Source organism: Hymenobacter arcticus (assembly GCF_054779975.1).
On sequence record NZ_BAAGXF010000003.1, the window covers coordinates 456,233 to 474,843 of the forward strand.

16 protein-coding genes are annotated in these 18,611 nt (G+C 63.9%); 11 read left to right on the forward strand and 5 right to left on the reverse strand.

Features of this window, described 5'->3' with window-relative positions:
• Positions 1 to 46: 46 nt before the first annotated feature.
• Genes ACYVGC_RS08335 through ACYVGC_RS08345 form a run of 3 tightly spaced genes read left to right on the forward strand, consistent with a single transcriptional unit; the run spans position 47 to position 2,544 of the window.
• Positions 47 to 829, forward strand: coding sequence for a hypothetical protein (locus ACYVGC_RS08335; protein WP_460583350.1), 783 nt, complete (start codon positions 47 to 49; stop codon positions 827 to 829).
• Positions 826 to 1,725 carry a hypothetical protein gene (locus ACYVGC_RS08340; protein ID WP_460583351.1) on the forward strand — a complete coding sequence of 300 codons (900 nt, stop codon included), beginning with the start codon at positions 826 to 828 and terminating at the stop codon, positions 1,723 to 1,725. Before ACYVGC_RS08335 ends, ACYVGC_RS08340 begins: the two co-directional genes overlap by 4 nt.
• 9 nt (positions 1,726 to 1,734) lie before the next feature.
• Positions 1,735 to 2,544, forward strand: a complete 810-nt coding sequence (locus tag ACYVGC_RS08345) for an aminotransferase class IV (RefSeq protein ID WP_460583352.1) — start codon at positions 1,735 to 1,737, stop codon at positions 2,542 to 2,544.
• A 29-nt stretch (positions 2,545 to 2,573) separates the two neighbouring features.
• Here ACYVGC_RS08345 and ACYVGC_RS08350 read toward each other — a convergent pair whose 3' ends face one another.
• From ACYVGC_RS08350 to ACYVGC_RS08365, 4 genes are all read right to left on the reverse strand, one after another.
• Positions 2,574 to 3,095, reverse strand: a complete 522-nt coding sequence (locus tag ACYVGC_RS08350) for a hypothetical protein (protein ID WP_460583353.1) — start codon at positions 3,093 to 3,095, stop codon at positions 2,574 to 2,576.
• Between the two features lie 23 nt (positions 3,096 to 3,118).
• Positions 3,119 to 3,913, reverse strand: a complete 795-nt coding sequence (locus ACYVGC_RS08355) for a thymidylate synthase (RefSeq protein WP_460583354.1) — start codon at positions 3,911 to 3,913, stop codon at positions 3,119 to 3,121.
• Between the two features lie 154 nt (positions 3,914 to 4,067).
• Positions 4,068 to 5,123: a type I restriction endonuclease gene (locus ACYVGC_RS08360; protein WP_460583416.1), complete on the reverse strand. Its 1,056-nt coding sequence runs from the start codon at positions 5,121 to 5,123 to the stop codon at positions 4,068 to 4,070.
• A 219-nt stretch (positions 5,124 to 5,342) separates the two neighbouring features.
• Positions 5,343 to 5,594: a hypothetical protein gene (locus ACYVGC_RS08365; protein ID WP_460583355.1), complete on the reverse strand. Its 252-nt coding sequence runs from the start codon at positions 5,592 to 5,594 to the stop codon at positions 5,343 to 5,345.
• 142 nt (positions 5,595 to 5,736) lie between these two features.
• Between ACYVGC_RS08365 and ACYVGC_RS08370 the strand changes: the two genes are divergently transcribed.
• From ACYVGC_RS08370 to ACYVGC_RS08405, 8 genes are all read left to right on the forward strand, one after another.
• The gene (locus ACYVGC_RS08370; protein ID WP_460583356.1) at positions 5,737 to 8,052 is read left to right on the forward strand and encodes an efflux RND transporter permease subunit; all 2,316 of its coding nucleotides are present in this window, start codon (positions 5,737 to 5,739) and stop codon (positions 8,050 to 8,052) included.
• 167 nt (positions 8,053 to 8,219) lie between these two features.
• Positions 8,220 to 9,527: a TraB/GumN family protein gene (locus tag ACYVGC_RS08375; RefSeq protein WP_460583357.1), complete on the forward strand. Its 1,308-nt coding sequence runs from the start codon at positions 8,220 to 8,222 to the stop codon at positions 9,525 to 9,527.
• Between the two features lie 89 nt (positions 9,528 to 9,616).
• Entirely contained in the window at positions 9,617 to 10,645 is a 1,029-nt protein-coding gene (locus tag ACYVGC_RS08380) for a sensor histidine kinase (RefSeq protein WP_460583358.1), read from the forward strand.
• 115 nt (positions 10,646 to 10,760) lie between these two features.
• Positions 10,761 to 11,558 (forward strand): LytR/AlgR family response regulator transcription factor, encoded by a 798-nt coding sequence (locus ACYVGC_RS08385; RefSeq protein WP_460583359.1) that lies wholly within the window; start codon positions 10,761 to 10,763, stop codon positions 11,556 to 11,558.
• 406 nt (positions 11,559 to 11,964) lie between these two features.
• On the forward strand, positions 11,965 to 12,744 hold the full coding sequence (locus ACYVGC_RS08390; protein WP_460583360.1) for an oxygenase MpaB family protein: 780 nt from the start codon (positions 11,965 to 11,967) through the stop codon (positions 12,742 to 12,744).
• A gap of 69 nt (positions 12,745 to 12,813) precedes the next feature.
• Entirely contained in the window at positions 12,814 to 13,194 is a 381-nt protein-coding gene (locus ACYVGC_RS08395; protein ID WP_460583361.1) for a ribosomal maturation YjgA family protein, read from the forward strand.
• A 221-nt stretch (positions 13,195 to 13,415) separates the two neighbouring features.
• Positions 13,416 to 15,293 (forward strand): PAS domain-containing sensor histidine kinase, encoded by a 1,878-nt coding sequence (locus ACYVGC_RS08400; protein ID WP_460583362.1) that lies wholly within the window; start codon positions 13,416 to 13,418, stop codon positions 15,291 to 15,293.
• Positions 15,274 to 15,678, forward strand: coding sequence for a response regulator (locus ACYVGC_RS08405; RefSeq protein WP_460583363.1), 405 nt, complete (start codon positions 15,274 to 15,276; stop codon positions 15,676 to 15,678). Before ACYVGC_RS08400 ends, ACYVGC_RS08405 begins: the two co-directional genes overlap by 20 nt.
• A gap of 295 nt (positions 15,679 to 15,973) precedes the next feature.
• On the opposite strand, the gene ACYVGC_RS08410 is transcribed toward ACYVGC_RS08405, so the two are convergent.
• Entirely contained in the window at positions 15,974 to 18,526 is a 2,553-nt protein-coding gene (locus tag ACYVGC_RS08410; protein ID WP_460583364.1) for an excinuclease ABC subunit UvrA, read from the reverse strand.
• Between the last annotated feature and the right edge of the window lie 85 nt (positions 18,527 to 18,611).

Below are 18,611 nucleotides of genomic sequence, written 5' to 3' on the forward strand. Positions count from 1 at the left end.
CAGGCCAGCCAGGCAGCCAGGCTGGCTGGCTCAAATCGGTGCCGTGGTGGCCCAGGTAGCTGCTAATAATCAGCAGTGTGCCGCGGCCAATGCGCGCACCGGGCGCAGCATTGCGCACTTCGTTTGCCAGAATTATCGCCAGCCCGCCGACGTGGCGCTGCTCGCCCAAACGCGGCAGATTCAGGCCCGTACCCAGGCGCTCATTGATACCCTGCACCTACTGCGCCCGCAGCTACAAAGCCCCGCCGCCCTGGCTGCACTAGCTAACCCGCTGGCTGAACAGCTTGAACGTTATACGGCTTTTATTCAGCACTATACCCCAGAATACGTTCCCGGCCCTCACCCCTTAACGGCTATGGCAGCCGAAAAGGGACCGAGGCAAGCTGCACTAGGTAAGCTGCCCCTATCCGCCGCACTGGCTACCCTCACCCGGCTGGAAGCCCAGTTGCGGCGCTACGAGGCGCGGGCGCTGCAAGGGCAGGCGGAAAAGATAGGGGGCAAGGATGGTAGCTTTGATACAATCGGCCTGCAAGCAGTGCCCGCAGCCGAAACTGTGGCTCCCGGTACTGAGTATCAGGCCTACCTGTTTTTGGCGCAGTTTAGCCATCGCGACCTCTGCAACATGGAGATGACGGCCAACGGCGTAACGCTGACGCAGCCAAGCAGCCCGGGAATGTTGGTGCGATTTGCCGTGCCCGCCCGGCAACCCGGCCAGCCCGATACGGTACGCGCGCAGTGGCACGGCACTATCCAGGGGCCGTTGTTTCCATCGGATACCACCTTGCAGCTTACGGTGCCTTACCTCATTGTGCAACACTCCGGCCCATGAGCAGCTTCGCCAAATTAGTGTGGCTGCTGCTGCTAGCTGGGCTAAGCACTGGCGTATATCTTACTTACAGTCAGCACAATACGCAAGCCCAGTTAGGCACAGTACTGCAACAGCTTGATGCAACGCTAACTACCCAAAACGACGAGGCCGCCACTACCGCCCACAACAGCCTAAAAGGTATCGAGAATGTAGTAGCCAAAAATCGCAATCAACCCGCCGAGCTGGCAGTGCTGCACCGCGCCCAAGCGCTGGCAAGCGGCACCCAGGAGCTGTGCGGTATGCTGCGCCGCTACCGGGCGCAATTGCGCCCGGCGGCCAGCCGCCCCGCCCCTCCTACCGTGTTCGCCTACCCCGAACCAACGGCGGCCGTAGCCCAGCTGCTTGGCAGCGGCACCCCAGCGCAGCGGGCGCTGCGCCAGCACCTGGCCGCCTACGCCGATACCCTGCGGCAGCTAGGGCCGGCTATGCCCACCCGGCTCACGGCCCCCGCGTTCGACCAGCTGCCCGTGGCCGAAGCGTTGGCGGCACTCTCGCTGCTCGAAGCGCGGGTGCGGGCCAGTGAATTTCGCGCGCTCCGGCACTTGGCCCGGCCGCTGGGGGCACCCCTGATTCCCACCCGTTTTGTGGCCGCTGCCACGGCTGTATGCGCCACCGTGGCACCGGGCAGCACCTACCAGGCGCGGTTGCTGGTGGTAAAGAGCCTGTTGCCCAGCTCTATGCGCATGTATTGCAACGGCCAGCCCGTGCCAGTGGGGCCCGACGGCGCGGGCTTCGTGCGCTTTCGCGCGCCGCGCCAGGCCGGTCCGGCAAGCTGGGTCGGCAGGGTGCGCATCAACCACAACGGCCGCGACACCACCTTTGTAGTACGGGTGCCGTATCGGGTGGCCTCCCGCTAGCCCCTGCCGATGCTACTTTTCAACGGAGAATTACTTGACCCGGCAACCTTCTGCCTGCCCCTGCCCAACCGCGGCCTGGCCTTTGGCGACGGCTTTTTTGAAACCCTGATTTTCCTCCATGGCCGCCTGCGCTACGCCGCCGGCCACCTGGCCCGCATGCAGCAGGCCGCCGCCGCACTCTATCTCAGCTTGCCAGCAGCGCTGGCCACCACCGAGGCACTGGAAGCTACCCTGGCCCGCCTTGCGGCCGCCAACCAGCTGCCCACCGCCCGCCTGCGCCTGCAACTGTGGCGCGCCGGGGGCGGCCGCTACACCCCGCCCACCGCCGCCACCGAATGGCTGGCCACCGCCGAGCCCTTCGTGGCCGATGACTCGCCGCTGCAACGAGTTGATTTTTCGCTCGATACGCAGTCGATACTTTCGCCGCTCAGCTTTTGCAAGGGGCCGCAGGCGTGGCTCTACGTGCGCGCCGCCCACGAGCGCCAGCAGCGCGGGCTCGACGAAATTATTCTCTGCGACGCGGCCGGACACGTGGCGGAGGCCGGCGCGGCGGCCATTTTTTGGGTGAAAAGCGACGTGCTGTTCACCCCGTCGCTGGCCAGCGGCTGCGTGGCCGGCGTGCGCCGCGCCGAGGTGCTGCGGGCAGCGCAGGCGCAGGGCGTGGAATGCCGGGAAGGGCTGTTTTTACGGGAAGAGTTGCTAGCGGCCGATGCCGTATTCACAGCCAACGTGGCGGCCGTGCGAATAGTGAAGCAGGTAGGCCAGCAGCCTTTCAACCCGCCCTCCCCGGCCTGGCAGCAGCTAATAAGTAGTTTATAATTTATCTTAACACGTTATCAACAAGATAGTTACTCCGCAATAAAGCGCATGGGCACCACCAGCGAATCCAGCGCGGCTGGGGAGCGCACGAAGCGCAGCGCGCCCAGTACGCGCAGGGCCTCGGCGTCGAGGGCGCGGATGGCGGCGGGCGGGTACTCGGCCTCGGGGCGGCTCAGCTCGCGGCGGGTGATGCGCGGGGGCTGGCGCACCGAGCCGTTGGCCCGAACGCGCACGCTCACCAGGATGCGGCCGGTGGGCATGAGGTCGTTGGGCTGGCCGGGGGCCGGGCGGGCGGCGGCCGGGTAGTGCGCCTGCTCCGACACAAACTGGAAGAACTGCTCGCGGCCCGCCGCCTGCCGGGTGGCGTCGGACTCGTGCCAGAAGCGCGCGAGCACCGGCGAAAGCAGCTTGGGCGCGGTGGGGCCGGCGGGCGGCAGCGGGCGGTGGTGCGGCAGCATCGGGAAGCCGGGGGCCGAGTAGCCCTCCTGGGCGTGGGCGGCCCCGCCGGCCAGCAGCAGCGCGCCCAGCAGGGCCAAGCATTGGTTTCTCATGCGGCAGTTGTCATGCTGCCAAGTTACACCGCAACGGGCGCTTTGATGGCCGGCCAGGGGTCGTAGCTTTCCAGCTGAAAATCTTCGAATTGGAAGCCGAAAATGTCGGTCACGGCCGGGTTGAGGCGCATGGTGGGCAGCGGGCGCGGGGCGCGCTCCAGCTGCTGGCGGGCCTGCTCCAGGTGGTTGCTGTAGAGGTGGGTATCGCCGCCGGTCCAGATGAATTCGCCGGGTTGCAGGCCCGTTACCTGGGCCACCATGAGGGTGAGCAGCGCGTAGGAGGCAATATTGAAGGGCACGCCCAAAAACACGTCGGCCGAGCGCTGGTAGAGCTGGCAGCTGAGGCGGCCATCGGCTACGTAAAACTGGAACAGGGCGTGGCAGGCGGGCAGCTTCATGGCCGGCAGGTCAGCCACGTTCCAGGCGCTTACTACCATGCGGCGCGAGTCGGGCTGCGTCTTTAATTGATTGATAATCTGCGAAATCTGGTCGGTGTGGCCGCCGTGGCCATCGGGCCAGCTGCGCCACTGGTAGCCATACACGGGGCCGAGGTCGCCGTTTTCGTCGGCCCACTCATTCCAAATTTTTACGCCGTTCTGCTGCAAATAAGCAATATTAGTGTCACCCTTCAAAAACCACAGCAGCTCATGGATAATACTCTTCAGATGAACCTTTTTGGTGGTCACTAAAGGAAAACCAGCCGTTAAATCAAACCGCATTTGGTGACCAAATATGGACATCGTACAGGTGCCGGTACGGTCGGTTTTAAGCGCGCCAGTTTCTAAAATCTGGTGCAGCAAGGCTTGGTACTGACGCATAACAGGGCAACTTAGATAGTGAGAAGCAGGTATATCAAGCAACCAGTAAGTTGAGCAACTTAGCTGCCATGAGGGGCGCAAAGGTACCCCGGCGACCCAAAAAAAGCCACCTCGAAACGGAGGTGGCTTTGCTTAGGAATAAGCATTTTTAGTGTCAGGCAGGCTGCATTTCCTGGCCTTTGGCCTCGTGGCGCTGCACCGCCGCCCGAATGCGCGATGCCAGCTCATACAGGTTATCCAGTGAGGTAATATCCACGCGTTCACCGCCTTCCACGTCAAATACCGTCACGTATTTTTTGCTGCTGTTGAAGTGCAACCGGCAAATTGGCTTGCGGTTGTTATCATCCAGCAATATTCCGCAGTACGATTGCACATCGCGCATTATTACCCGGCTCACAGCCACGGTTTTGCGCAGGATAGCGCGCACAATCATAAAGCCTTCCGTTTCTTCCACTGTTGTTTCAATCTCCTTGTCAACCGATTCGGCTGCTGTCAGTGGCAGCGCCAGTTCCGCCACGGTAATGGTTGGCACCGCCACAACCAAGGCGCTGCTCGTAGTATCCAGCATGGCCGAGCGCAGGCGCATGGTTATCTTATCATTTAGAAACTGATGAAACGAGCGGTGCACCAACACGCTGAATTGTTCTTTCAGCTTCGGTGTGAGCGTGCCATCATAAATCTGCTTGGAAACGAAGTGAATAAACTCAGCCGACGGCTGATTGAACTGTTCCTCGAAGTACTTTTTAAAGGCCCGCATGTACTTCAGGTTGTAAGCCGCAAACAGCATGTCGTCGATGCTGAAATCGGCCTTGCTAAGCTTTTTTATTTCAGAGACGTCGTTCTCCTGAAAATTGAACAAGTCAAACTCCATGAATGGCCGCTCGTCCATTTTATTGGCCTGCTCCAAATCGGTAAACAGCTTGTAGTGAATGCCATTAGTCAGAATAGCAATCCGGGCCTCCGTTACGTGAAAGTATCGGAATAGCTGGCTGGCGTGGTTGATATTCAAATCACCGCCAACGTGCTTACACTCAAACAGGATAATGGGCTTGCCATCGCGCATGATGGCGTAGTCTATCTTCTCCCCTTTTTTGGTGCCTATATCACAGATGAACTCAGGCACGACTTCCGTAGGGTCGAAAACGTTATAGCCCAGCGCATTAATGAACGGCATGATTAAGGCCGTTTTCGTAGCTTCCTCCGTCTGAATATGCTAAATCTGCTTTTGCGCCCGTGAGGCTAAGTTGGCAAGTTGGTCAATAAGCTCCATAGGCTAGGATTGAGTGAGTGAAAAGACATTGAAATGTACTGCTTTGTGATTTACTTTTAATTAAATACTTCACCGCTGCAAAAACAATAGCGTAGTAAAACAGAAAAAGCCACCTAGTAAGGTGGCTTTTTCTGTTTTACCTGATACTGAATCCAGACCTTACATCGACTTCACTACCGGCACTTTTGCATTGGCTGTGGCCGGAGTAGCAGCCTTGGCGGCGGCCATTTTGGCGCGGCAGCAGGCGGGCATGCCGGCCATGCTGGTGCCGGCCATACCTTTCTCGCATTTGGCGGCGGCTACGCCGGTGCAGTTATCGGCTTTTTTGCCTTTGGCGGGCTTGTCGCCGTCGTGAGCGAAGGCAGTGGCGGCCGAAGCCAGCAGGGCAAAGGCGAGCAGGGACTTTTTCATGGGCGCAGGGAGAAACAATTGGGGAAAACGGGGGGTTGCTGGTAGTTGCGGCTTCTAAAGTACAAAGCGTTTCGGAAATGCCGAAGCGGATACTTGCTGGTTGCTAACGATTACGCGGATTATAAAATTCGCGCTCCTGCTTATGCCCCTTCGCCGAACTGCCTACCTCACGCTGCTCGTGCTGGCCCTGCTCACGGGGCTGGCCGGCTACTTTGCTGCCCAGCTGCGCTTCAACTACAATTTCAACGACTTTTACCCCGCCGGCGACCCCGACCTGGACTACTACCAGGGCTACACCCAGCGCTTTGGCAACGACAACGACTACCTGCTGCTGGCCGTGGAGGCCGGGCCGGGGCAAACGGCCTTTTCGCCGGCCTTCCTGACGCAGGTGGACAGCCTCACGCGCGTGGCGCGGCGGCAGCGCAACGTGCTGCACGTCATCTCCCCCACCACGCTCAGCCAAACCGTGGTGGAGGGCCTCGGGGCCTACACCCTGCCCTACCTGCACCCGGCCGAGTACCGCGCCGACCCCAGCCGCCGCGCCGCCGACTCGACCTTGATTTACCAAACGCCCGGCCTGGTGGGCAACGTCTTCAGCCCCGATGCGCGGGCCGTGGCCCTGGTCATCCAAACCACGCCCGACCTCAAGAAGCCGCCCGGCGACTCGCTACTGACGCAGCTGCGCGCCGGCTTGGCACGGGCCGGGCTGCCGGCGGCGCGGGTCCACTTTGCGGGCAAGGCGGTGGCGCAGTCCGTGTTTGTGGACCGCCTACAGCGGGAGATGATTATTTTCATGTCGCTGTCTTTCCTGCTGGTAATGGGGCTGTTGTGGCTCACGTTTCGCACCTGGTGGGGCGTGGTGCTGCCGCTGGTGGTGGTGGTGGGCGCCATCATCTGGGGGCTGGGCGTGATGGGCGCCTGCGGCATCAGCATTGATTTGATGACGGCCCTGCTGCCGCTCATGCTCTTCGTGGTGGGCATGTCGGATACCATCCACATTATCAGCCGCTACGTGAGCGAGCTGGGCTACGGCGCGGGCAAGCGGCACGCCCTGCGTACCACCATGAAGGAGTCGGGCTTCGGCTCGGGGCTGTCGGCGCTCACCACTAGCATCGGCTTTTTTACGCTGATGACGAGCACCATCCGGCCCATTCACAACTTCGGGCTGTTTACGGGCATCGCCGTTATTCTAGCGTTCTTCCTGAGCTTCACGCTGTTGCCGGCCATGCTGGTGCTGCTCAATAAGCCGGCGCTGCGCGAGCCGCGCAAGCACGGCCACGACTGGGACGGCGTGCTGGGCCGCCTCTTTATGAGCGTGCTGCGGCGGCGGCGGCTGGTGTTTATGCTCAGCGGGCTCGTTTTGGTGGCCAGCATCGGGCTGGCCACGCGGGTGCGCATCAACTCGGCCATGCTCGACGACCTATCGAAGAGCGACCCGGTGCGGCAGGATTTTGCGTTTTTCAACGACCGCTTTGCCGGGGTGCGGCCCTTCGAGCTGGAGCTGAAGCCCGCCGGCGGGCGCGACGTGTACGACCCCGCCGTGCTCATCCAAACCGAGAAAGTGGAGCGCTACCTGACTACCACCTACGGCCTCAAGTTTTCGGCCTCGCCGGCCACGCTGGTGCGCACGGTGCACCAGGCCCTGCACGGCGGCGGGCTGGCCGAATACCGCCTGCCCCCCGATTCGGCGGGCCTGGCGCGGCTGCGGGGGCCGCTGCGGCAGTTTCGTAAGCGGCCCGAGTTTCGGGCGCTGGCCCTGCCCGACGGCAGCGCCGGCCGCCTCACCGGCCGCATGGTGGACGTGGGCAGTATGCGCGCCGATGCGCTCAACGGCGCGCTGCGGCACTTCCTGCGCACGGGCATCGATACCACCATTTTGCGCACGCGCCTCACGGGTTCGTCCAACCTCATCGATAAAAACAATGAGAACCTGACCCTCAATATGATACAGGGCATGGCGATTGACGTGGCCATGGTTACGCTTATTGTGCTGGTGCTGTTCCGGTCGGTACGCATGACGGTGGTGGTGCTCATTCCCAACCTGCTGCCCATCTTGGTAGTGGCGGGCGTGATGGGGCTGGCCGGGGTCAGCATGAAGGTGAGCACGAGCATCATCTTCACCATCGCCTTCGGCATTGCGGTCGATGATACCATTCACTTTATCAGCAAGTTGCGCCTGACCATGGGCCACGAGCCCAACTTGTTTAAGGCCGTGCGGCGCACCTATATCTTGGCGGGGCAGGCGGTTATCGTGACGTCGCTCATTCTGGTGGGCGGCTTCGGCACGTTGCTGTTTTCGTCGTTTGACGGCACGTTTTACGTGGGCCTGCTCATTGGCCTCACGCTGCTGTTTGGGGTGGTGGCCGAGCTGACGCTGCTGCCGCTGCTGATACTGGGCATTTATGGGCGCAAGCGGAAGAAGACCGGGGCCGTGCCCGAACTGGTGGGCGGCAAGTAGCCCGGCCGCCTGGGGCGCGGGCCCGCGCAGGCTGGCACCCGGGGCACTGACTCGCCAGCTTTTTCAGCGGCTTCGGCAGCTTTTTCCCTGGGTTCGGGGGCGGGCGCTGGGGAAAGGTCGGGCTAGCGGCGTGGTTTGGGCCACGTTTCACCCTAGCCTTTCTGAGCATGAACCTTCGCCCTCTCCTTCGCCCGGCCCGGCTGGTGGCTGCCCTGCTGCTGGCCGGGCTCGCCGCCCGCGCCCAGCAGCCCGAATCCATTTTTACCGACGCGCCCCGCGAAACTCTGGACCTGGCCGGCTCGCCCCAGTTCCGGCTTTTTGACCGGGCTTTTTACCAGAACAAGGTGTTTTTGCTGGGCGAGTCGCACGGCGTGCAGCGGGTGCAGGACGTGGACTTTGCCCTGCTGCGCCACCTCAACCAGCGCGCCGGCGTGCGCCGCTACCTGGCCGAAGTGGACTGTGCCAAAGCCTATTACCTCAACGAGTACCTGCGCACCGGCGACGCGGCCACCCTCGACCGCGTGTTTGCCAGCTGGGTGCGCGAGCAGGCGCAGTGGGGCAACGCCGACTTCCGGGCCAAAATCGTGCGCATCCGGGGCCTGAACCAGACGCTGCCCGCCGGCCGCCGCATCCAGTTTGTGGGCATTGACGGGGTGCAGGATTTCGCCCTGCTGGCCGACTACCTGCGCGACTTGCGCGCCGCCGGCTGGCCCCTGCCCCCGGCCCTGGCTACCAGCCTCGACTCGGTGCAAGCTGCCCTGCGCTCCCAGCCAGCCCAGGCCGCCGACCTGGCCCTGCGCGCCCAGCACGCCCTGCGCCAGGCCGCCCCCGCCGCCCGCCGTGCCCTCGGCACCGACGCCTACGCCGAGGTGCAGCACGCGCTCACCAACGTGGGCTACGCCCGCACCCTGCCCAGCCGCGAGCAGCAGCTCTTTGCCAACTACCAGGCCGCTTTGCCGCTCTGGCACCTCACGCACGAAAAGCTCTATGGCCTCTGGGGCCTGGGCCACGTGCCACAGCAAAAGGGGCTGAATTTCACTAGCCTGGCCGCCTATATCCTGCGCAGCGACCTGCCGGGCCACGACAAAATCGTGTCCATCCTCAGCACGTATTCGGGCTGCCAGATGCTGATGGCCTCGGCCAGCCTGCCCGCGCCCTGGCGCACGCCGGACCAGCTGTTTTCAGTGGTCGACAAGTTCAACCACGACGGGCCGCTGGTGCGCCTGCAAGGCCTAGCGGCGCTCAAAGCGTGCACCCAGCCCGGCAGCACCACGCTCGTGCGGCTCGACGCCCCCGGCACGGCCGCCCACCGCCTGCCCGTGCAGCTCAGCTACGCCTCCGGCCTGCCCGCCAATCAGCAAATGCAGTTTGACCCCGCCCTGCCCGCCACGGCCTACGTGCAGTACCTGCTGCTGGTGCGCGACTCGGGGCCCGTGCAGCCGCTGCCGGTGGCGGGCGGGGTAGCCGGCCGCTAGTGCGCGCCGCCCTCTCGCCGCCTCGCCTACCCATTGCCCCGTTTGAGCCGGGAGGCGGCCGGCGCGGCATCTTGCCCCTTCTTTGCCCCATGGAGTTGGATTCATCCTTTACCACCCAGCGCCCCTCGCGCTCCGACCTCGGCCTGGTGGCCGCCTACTGGCTGGTGGTGGCCCCCGTGCTACTGCTTCAGTACCAGGCCGATGCCGGGGCCGCGGCCAGCCGGGTGCTGCCTATTGTAGCCGCCACGGTGCTCTTCGACACGGCCACCGTGGCCCTGTTGGTAGGCGGGCTGCTGCCGTTGTTTCTGAGCCGGCGGCGCTGGCTGGGGCTGGCGCTGCTGCCCGGGTTTTTGCTGCTGAGCGGCGGGGCCTACGAGCGCCTATACAGCGTTCTATTCGGGCACCCGGCGGCGTGGTCGCTGGGCCGCGTGGTGCTGGGGGCCGTGCAGCACGCCAAAAGCTACGGCCTGCTAGCGGTGCTGCTCACTGGCAAGCGCTACTTCGAGGCCCAGCGCCACGTGCTACACTTACAAAAAGCCCAGGCCGAAAGCGAACTGCGCGCCCTCAAGGCTCAGATTGACCCGCATTTTTTGTTTAACAACCTGAATGTCTTGCACATGCTTATTGGGCAAGACGCCGAGGTGGCGAGCCACTACCTGGGCTGCTTCGCGGGCCTCTACCGCTACCTCATCCGGCACCGCGATGCCGATTTTGTAACCCTGGCCGACGAGCTGCGCTTTCTCGACGACTACGTGTACCTGCTGCGCCACCGCTTCGGGGCGGCCTACGCGTTTGAAACCACCCTGGCCCCCGCCCTCGACCCCGCCCGGCTGCACACCGTGCCCGGCACGCTCCAGATTCTGGTCGAAAATGCCCTCAAGCACAACAGCGGCGACGACGACGACCCGCTGCGTATCTCGCTGGAAGTGAGTTCCACCAGCCTGCGCGTGCGCAACCCCCGCCGCCCCAAGCACACCCGCCCTGAGCCCGGCGGCACCGGCCTGCGCAACTTGCAGGAGCGCTACCGCCTGCTGGCCGGCCAGCCCGTGCAGATAGTAGCTGATGCTGAGCACTTTACCGTCACGGTGCCGCTGCTGCGCCAAGTGCCTGTAGCGTAAGCTTTAGCTTGCGAGCGGGCGCAGCGAGCGGGCGGGACCGGGGGCACCCAATGCCCCTAACGCCAGCTGCTCGCTGCGCTCGCTCGCAAGCTACACCCGTTAAATCCCCGCTCATTTGCGCCTGCTCATCATCGAAGACGAGGCCCCCACGGCCGCCCAAATCCGCCGCTTCGCGGCCCGCTACGGCCTACCGGCCACTGACGTGCACGAGGTGCGCAGCATTAAAAAAGGCCTTGCCTGGTTTGCTGAGCACGAGATGCCAGCGCTCATTTTCTCCGACATTGAGCTGCTCGATGGCAACGTGTTCAGCCTCTACGCGCAGGTGGCCGTTACGTGCCCCATTATTTTTATCACCGCCTACGACCAGTTTTTGCTGCCCGCCTTTCAAGCCACTGGCATTGGCTACCTCTTAAAACCCTTTGATTACGAGCAATTTGCCGCCGCCCTGGCCAAGTACGACGGCCTGCGCGCCAGCTTCACGCCCGCGCCAGCCGCCGCGGCGATTCTGCCCGCGCCGGGCTTGTCGGCCGCCGTGGTTGAGCAGTTGCGCGCTGCCCTGCGCCCACCGGCCGCCAGCTACCGGCAGCGCTTCACCGTGCGCCAGCCCAACAACAGCTTTTACCTGCTGCCCGCCGACGAGGTGGCCTTTTTGCAGGCCGATGAGGGCGTGGTGTTCGCCATCGACCAGCGCGGGGGGCGCCACCCGCTCACCGGCACCCTCACCGAGTGGGAGCAGCAGCTCGACCCCGCCCGTTTTTTCCGCCTCAACCGCAGCGAGCTGGTGCAGCTCAGCGCCATCGTCAAGGCCGAGCCCTATTTCAATAATCGCTTGCTGGTCAGCTTAAAGCACGGCGCGACCCTCACCAGCAGCACCGCCCTCACCGCCGCCTTCCGCCGCTGGCTGGAGGGCTGAGCGCCGGCGCGTCGTATTGGGCAGGGTGGCAGCTATCGTATGGAAACGACATAGCCGGGGGCGATGATGCGGTGGTGGAAACTTGAGCAGGGTGGCAGCTATCATACTAGAAGGCAGGCGCTACTCCCTTGCATCTGTCCTGCTGACGAAGGAAGCATCTTATTGCGACACAATGACTTGTGCTAATGCGGTAGGATGCTTCCTTCGTCAGCAGGACAATGGAGCACCCTATCGCCCCCAGGCTGCGGCAGGGAAGCATGCTGCTCAAGGCTCACCTTAAAATTATTGCCTTTGTGGAAGAAGGTAAATTAACTAGTCAGGTATTAACTTTGAATTTCAAAGTAAAATTGAACACAAAGCAAAGCACACGGCACCTCTGGTTGCCGCCGCTTGTTTGGCCCTGCTTATGGACTACTTCGTTGCCCCCACTTCCATTGTGCGCCGCATCTGGGGCACTTCCGATACGGTGCTGTTCATCTTTGCCGGGGCGGCCGCCGAATTTGCCCTCAACAAGGCCGTGGACTGGCTCTACTTCACCGGGCGGCTGCCGGCCGACCCGCTGGGCCGGCTGTTTTCGACCGTCGATTACGCCCGCCGCATTGTGTTTGCCGACCGGGCGGGGGCCGAAAAGGCCATCGACAGCATCGCCGCCATTCACGGCGCGGTGGAGGCCAGCCGGGGGCGGGCCATTCCGGCCTGGGCGTATCGCGACGTGCTGTACCTGCTCATCGCCTACTCCATTCGGGCGTTTGAGGTGCTGGAGCGGCCCCTCACGCCGGCCGAGTGCGAGGAGATAACGGACGTTTTTTGCCGCCTCGGGCGGCGCATGGGCGTGCCCGATTTGCCCACTTCCTACGCTGCCTGGCTCGCCGACCGCGCCCGGCACCTGGCCGCCAATCTGGCCCCGAGCCGCTTCACGGCCGACCTCTATTTACAATATCGCAAGCACCTGGGCGGCGTGCGCTACGCGCTGCTGCGCGGCGTGCAGGGCCTGGTAGTGCCGCCCCCGGTAGCCGCACATTTGGCGCTGGGCAGCGGCGCGTGGCTACACCTGGCCCTGGTTTTTTACCGCCACACCAAGCAACTGGCCGCCAGCCAATGGTTGAAAAATACGATGCTCCCCACCGAGTACGCCGCCCGCATAAAAGCGCTGGATGAAGCACCCAAGGCCTACCAGCCAGCGTAAGCTATGCTTGTTATTCAGCAGCGCATTAGCTTATTAAACAGCTATTTAACAAATATAAATAACAACTGTATGCTGCGTTTGCACAAAGGTTACCTGGGCTGGGCAGCATTCTTACTGGCGCTGGAGGTTTTCATTGGCACATTTGTGCATGACCAGTTTGTGCGGCCCTACGTGGGCGACTTTCTGGTGACTATACTTTTGTATTGCGTGGGGAGGGGCTTGTGGCGGCAGCCGGTGGGGCGCGCGCTGGGGGGCGTGCTGTTACTTTCCTACCTGATTGAGCTTGGCCAGTATTGCCACCTGGTGGCGCGCCTGGGGCTGGGGCATGTGCGCGTGGCGCGCATCGTGCTGGGCACCTCCTTCGCGTGGGCCGACATGCTGGCCTACACGCTGGGGGCCGCCCTGGTGCTGGCCCTGGAAGCTGGGCGGCCTGGGCCCACGCCCGCCTAACCCGCCTGCGCAGCGGCGGCCGGCAACCCAAGTACTAGCGGCCGGTGAAACTACCGCCGGTACCCACCGGGCCCGCTCCCGCGGGGCCGGCCGGCCCCCGGGCAACGGCGCTTGCGTATCGTTGCGGGTAATTACGCGCGGCACAGCTAGCTTAGCGGCTCCGGCAGAAACCAGCTTTTGCCGACACCATACCTCCCCCTTCGCACCCAGTTTTATTGGCTATGCCCACCCCAGACCAGCCGGCGGCCGAGGCCCTGTTTGAGCAAAGCACGGAGGCGGCTTTTGTCCTGAGTCAGTCGGGTGTTTATCAGCAGGTTACCAGCGGATACGCCCGGTTGCTGGGCCGGCCGGCCGCGCAGCTGCTGGGCCGGCACTTTGCCAGCAGCCTGGCCCCGCACGAAGCGGCGCAGCACCAGCACCACCTGGGCCGGGCGGTAGCCGGGGAGGTGGTGCGCTACCAGGCCACGGTGCCCCACCAAGCCAAGCCCGTGGAGGCCGAGTTTCAGCTGCTGCCTTCCTTGCCGGGGGCGGGCGGGGCGCTGCACGGCCTGGCGCAGCCCGTGGCCGAGCGCCAGCACCCGAGCACCACGCTGCTGGAGCGCGAGCGCCAGCTGAGCATCATTTTCAACAGCCTGGCCGATGTCACGTTTGTGCTGCGCGTGGAGCCGGACGAGCGCTACCGGTTTCTTTTCGCCAACGACTCTTTTGAGCGCACTACCGGCCTGAGCCTGAGCCAGGTAGTGGGGCGCTACGTAGAGGAGGTGATTCCCGAGCCTTCGCTAACCCTGGTGCGGGGCCACTACCGCCGGGCCGTGGCCAGCCGCGCGCGCGTGGTATGGCAGGAAACGTCCGATTACCCTACCGGCCGGGTAACGGGCGAGGTGAGCGTGACCCCCGTGTGCGACCACAGCGGCCGCTGCTACCAGCTCGTGGGCGTGGTGCACGACCTCACCCAGGAAAAGCAGATTGCCGAAGACCTGCGCCGCAGCAACGAGCGCTTTCGCTACGCCCTGAAGGCCACCAGCGACGCCATTTATGACTGGAGCGTGGCCGACGATACCGTGTACTGGGGCGAGGGCTGGGCCGACTTGTTTGGCTACCCGCTCGCCCCGCAGCCCGCCGCGCTCGGCCAGTGGGCCCGGGCCGTGCACCCGGCCGATGCGCAGCGCGTGGTGCTGGGCCGGCAGCAGGCCGTGGCCCAGCCCAGCACCACCTTTTGGCAGGAAGAATACCGCTTTCGCCGGGCCGACGGCTCGTGGGCCACGGTGCTCGACCGGGGCTACCTGCTGCGCGATGCCCAGGGCCAGGGCGTGCGGGTGCTGGGGGCCATGCAGGATATTACGGAGCGGCAGCAGGCGGCCGCCCGGCAGCACTTGCTTACGCAGCGGCTGAGCCAACAAAATGCTGATTTACAGCAGTTTACCTACATCGTCTCGCACGACCTGCGCTCGCTCCTGGCCAATGCCCTGGGCTACGCCGACCTGCTGCCGCGCCTCGATAAGCACGCGCCCGTGTTTGCGGAGGCCCTGCAACGCCTGCACACCAGCCTGCGGCAGCTCGATGCGGTGGTCACCGACGTCAACGGCATTCTGTCGCTGCGCGATGCGCAGGATGGCCAGCGCCCCGAGCTGGTGGCCGTGGCCGACACCTGCCACCAGGCCCTGCTCGGCCTGCAGGAGCCGCTGCGCGCCTGCGGCGGCCAGCTGGTGAGCACCCTGCCCGGCGACCTGCGCCTGCTGGGCAGCCGGGCGTATTTTCACAGCATTTTTCACAACCTGATTTCCAACGCCATCAAGTACCGCTCGGATGCCCGGCCGCTGCAGATTGAGGTAGCGGGCCACGTCGAGCCGCACGGCGACACCATTATTACGGTGCGCGACAACGGTCTGGGCTTCGACCAGCAGCGGGTAGGCAGCGAGCTGTTTCAGCTCTACCGGCGCTTTCACACCGTGCCGGCCGGCCGCGGCATCGGTCTTTTTCTGGTAAAAGCGCACGTAGAAGCCATGCAAGGGCAAATCAGTGCACAAAGTGAGGTGGGGGTCGGCACGCAGTTTACCCTTGCTTTTAAGCCTAGCAGCGATGAAAACCTACTTGATTGATGACGATGAGCTGGCCCTTTTTCTGGCCCGGTATCTTATTCAGACCGAAGGCTTTGCCGAAGTCATCCATTCCTTCACGGCGGCCGAGGAGGCCCTGGCCAGCCTGGCCACCCTGCCACAAGAAGAGTTGCCGCAGGTGATTTTTCTGGATTTGAACATGCCCGTGATGAACGGCTGGCAGTTTCTGGATGCGCTGGCTCCCTACGAAGCCGACCTGCTCGGCCGCTGCCGCATCTACATCCTGACTTCCTCGCTGGCCCTGGCCGACCTGGAAAAATCCCGCCGCTACCGCCTGGTAGAATCCCTGATTCACAAGCCCCTCGACCGCGGCGAGCTGCAAGCCATTCTGGGCCAGCTAAATACCTCAGTGGCTGGCTGGTCGTAGCTGTTCAGCGCGTTGCGGCTGGCCCTGCCCGCAAGCTGCCCGAAACCTACGCCGGCTTAGAAGGACGAACCAGATAAGGTGTCGGCTGCCGGTCCGACGCCGGAGGCGTCCGACCGGTTGTCGTTGAAGCTTGCTGCTGTCGCGTGAGCTAGCGGCGCGGTCGTCAGCAGACGACAACCGGTCGGACGCCTCCGGCGTCGGACCGGCAGCCGACACCTTATCTGGTTCGTCCTACTGGTGGTCCACAGCTTTAGGTACATAGTAAATTGATGGTCAATCCACTACAACAAGACTCTTAGCCCTCGGCTAGGAAGCGCGCCAGGTAGGGCGCGGTGCGGCTGGCCGCCGACGCGGCCACCGCGGCGGGCGAGCCCTGGGCCACTACCTGGCCACCCTCGTCGCCGGCCCCGGGGCCGATGTCGAGCACCCAGTCGGAGCCCGCTACCACGCGCATATCGTGCTCCACCACCAGCACCGAGTGGCCGGCCTCGACCAGGCCGTTGAGCTGAGTGAGCAGCTTTTCGACGTCGGCGGGGTGCAGGCCGGTGGTGGGCTCGTCGAGCACGTAGAGGGTGTGGGCGCGGGCCTGGCGCTGCAGCTCGGTGGCGAGCTTGATGCGCTGGGCCTCGCCGCCGCTCAGCTCGGTGGCCGACTGGCCGAGGCGCAGGTAGCCCAGGCCCACTTCGCGCAGCACGGTGAGGGCGCGGCGCACGCTGGGCTCGTCGGCGAAAAAGGCCCAGGCCTCGTCCACGGTGAGGCGCAGCACGTCGGCCACGTTTTTACCTTGGTAGTTGATTTCTAGCGTTTTAGCGTTGTAACGCGCGCCGTGGCAGGTGGGGCACGGCGAATACACGCTGGGCAAAAACAGCAGCTCGACCATCACGAAGCCCTCGCCCTGGCAGGTTTCGCAGCGGCCCTTGGCCACGTTGAAGGAGAAACGGCCGGCGTCGTAGCGGCGCTTGCGGGCCTCCGGCGTGGCCGCAAACAGCTTGCGCACGTGGTCAAACAGGCCGGTGTAGGTGGCCATGTTGGAGCGCGGCGTGCGGCCAATGGGCTGCTGGTCCACGCGCACGAGGCGTTTTACCAAGTCGAGCCCAGCCGTTATTTTGCCTTGGATGGCCAAATCCTGGTCGGCCAATTCCAGGATTTCCTCGGCGGCCTCGCCGATGCTGGCTTCGGCCTCGGTGGTTTTCAGGCCCAGCGCTTCGCTCACCAGCTCGACCAGCACCTGGCTGACCAGTGTCGACTTGCCGGAGCCCGATACGCCCGTAACAGTTGTAAACACGCCCAGCGGAAAGGCTACATCGAGCCCGCGCAAGTTGTGGCGGGTAGCGTCGGTGAGCTTCAGACAGCCCACAGGCTCGCGCAAAGTACGTTTCTCAAATACTTTATTATCAAGCAGATACTTACGCGTCTGCGAATTTTCGACTTCGGCCAGGCCGGCGGGCGGGCCGCTGTAAAGGATATGGCCACCCTGCTCGCCGGCGGCGGGACCCACGTCCACGAGCCAGTCGGCCTGGCGCACCACGTCGAGATTGTGCTCTACTACGAAGAGTGAGTTACCGGCTTTTTTGAGGCTGGCGAGGGCCGCCAGCAGCGCCTGGGTATCGGAGGGGTGCAGGCCGGCTGAGGGCTCATCGAGCACATACACTACGCCGAACAGGTTGGAATACAGCTGGGTAGCTAGCCGCAGGCGCTGCAACTCGCCGGGCGAGAGCGTGGGCGTGCTGCGCTCCAGGGCCAGGTAGCCGAGGCCCAGGTCGAGGAGCACGGCTAGGCGGGCCACCAAGTCGGCGGTGATGCGGCGCGTGACTTCGGCCTGCTCGGGGTGGGCCGCGTCGTGGCTTTGGGCGCCGGCCGTGCCGTCGGCGTAGGGCCGCAGGCGGGCGGCTACCTGCTGCAAGGGCAGCCGCGCCATGTCGGCAATGTCGAGGCCGGCAAAAGTTACGCTCAACGACTCGGTCCGCAGGCGCTTGCCGTGGCACAGCGGGCACGCCTGGCTGAGCATGTACTGCAACACGCGCTTTTTCATAAGCGCGCTCTGGGTGTTGCCAAATGTATAGAGCACGTGCCGCCGGGCGCTCGAAAACGTACCCATGTAATTAGGTGATTCCTTGCGCTTTAGGGCGCGCTGCGTTTCGGCGGGCGAGTAGCCGGGGTACACCGGCACCACGGGCTGCTCATCCGTAAACAAAATCCAGTCGCGGTCCTTTTGGGGCAAGTCGCGCCAGGGGCGGTCCACGTCGTAGCCCAGCGTGACGAGGATATCGCGCTGGTTTTGGCCGCCCCAGGCCTGGGGCCAGGCCGCAATGGCCCGCTCGCGGATGGTGAGCGAGGGGTCGGGCACCATCGAGTCTTCGGTCACCTCGTACACCCGGCCCAGGCCGTGGCAGCGCGGGCAAGCGCCTTCGGGCGTGTTGGACGAAAAGGCTTCGGCGTAGATAATGCCCTGGCCCGCTGGGTAGTCGCCGGCCCGCGAATACAGCATGCGCAGCAAGTTGGACAGTGTGGTGACCGAGCCCACCGACGAGCGCGTGGTGGGCGCGCCGCGCTGCTGCTGCAAAGCTACGGCCGGCGGCAGGCCCTCAATGCTATCTACCTCGGGCACTGATAGTTGGTGAAACAACCGCCGGGCGTAGGGCGACACCGATTCGAGGTAGCGGCGCTGGGCCTCGGCGTAGAGCGTGCCAAAAGCCAGGCTCGATTTGCCCGAGCCCGACACGCCCGTAAACACCACCAGGGCATCGCGCGGAATATCCACGTCCACGTTTTGCAGGTTGTGCTCGCGGGCGCCGCGCACGCGCACAAAGCCAGTAAAGCCAGCCGGGTCAGAAGGAGTAGTTGCCATAGTATCCAAGGGCGCGTTGCGTAGCGGCCGGCCTTGGATACGAATCTAAGGGGCTTAACATCCAACTATAACACGCCCATAAAAG

What these genes read in the sequence shown, in the direction of transcription:
- ACYVGC_RS08365 (WP_460583355.1), bottom strand. Translation starts at nt 5,594, where the DNA reads ATGAAAAAGTCCCTGCTCGCCTTTGCCCTGCTGGCTTCGGCCGCCACT.
- ACYVGC_RS08410 (WP_460583364.1), bottom strand. Translation starts at nt 18,526, where the DNA reads ATGGCAACTACTCCTTCTGACCCGGCTGGCTTTACTGGCTTTGTGCGC.
- ACYVGC_RS08355 (WP_460583354.1), bottom strand. Translation starts at nt 3,913, where the DNA reads ATGCGTCAGTACCAAGCCTTGCTGCACCAGATTTTAGAAACTGGCGCG.
- ACYVGC_RS08370 (WP_460583356.1), top strand. Translation starts at nt 5,737, where the DNA reads ATGCCCCTTCGCCGAACTGCCTACCTCACGCTGCTCGTGCTGGCCCTG.
- ACYVGC_RS08390 (WP_460583360.1), top strand. Translation starts at nt 11,965, where the DNA reads ATGGACTACTTCGTTGCCCCCACTTCCATTGTGCGCCGCATCTGGGGC.
- ACYVGC_RS08405 (WP_460583363.1), top strand. Translation starts at nt 15,274, where the DNA reads ATGAAAACCTACTTGATTGATGACGATGAGCTGGCCCTTTTTCTGGCC.
- ACYVGC_RS08380 (WP_460583358.1), top strand. Translation starts at nt 9,617, where the DNA reads ATGGAGTTGGATTCATCCTTTACCACCCAGCGCCCCTCGCGCTCCGAC.
- ACYVGC_RS08400 (WP_460583362.1), top strand. Translation starts at nt 13,416, where the DNA reads ATGCCCACCCCAGACCAGCCGGCGGCCGAGGCCCTGTTTGAGCAAAGC.
- ACYVGC_RS08395 (WP_460583361.1), top strand. Translation starts at nt 12,814, where the DNA reads ATGCTGCGTTTGCACAAAGGTTACCTGGGCTGGGCAGCATTCTTACTG.
- ACYVGC_RS08375 (WP_460583357.1), top strand. Translation starts at nt 8,220, where the DNA reads ATGAACCTTCGCCCTCTCCTTCGCCCGGCCCGGCTGGTGGCTGCCCTG.
- ACYVGC_RS08345 (WP_460583352.1), top strand. Translation starts at nt 1,735, where the DNA reads ATGCTACTTTTCAACGGAGAATTACTTGACCCGGCAACCTTCTGCCTG.
- ACYVGC_RS08350 (WP_460583353.1), bottom strand. Translation starts at nt 3,095, where the DNA reads ATGAGAAACCAATGCTTGGCCCTGCTGGGCGCGCTGCTGCTGGCCGGC.
- ACYVGC_RS08340 (WP_460583351.1), top strand. Translation starts at nt 826, where the DNA reads ATGAGCAGCTTCGCCAAATTAGTGTGGCTGCTGCTGCTAGCTGGGCTA.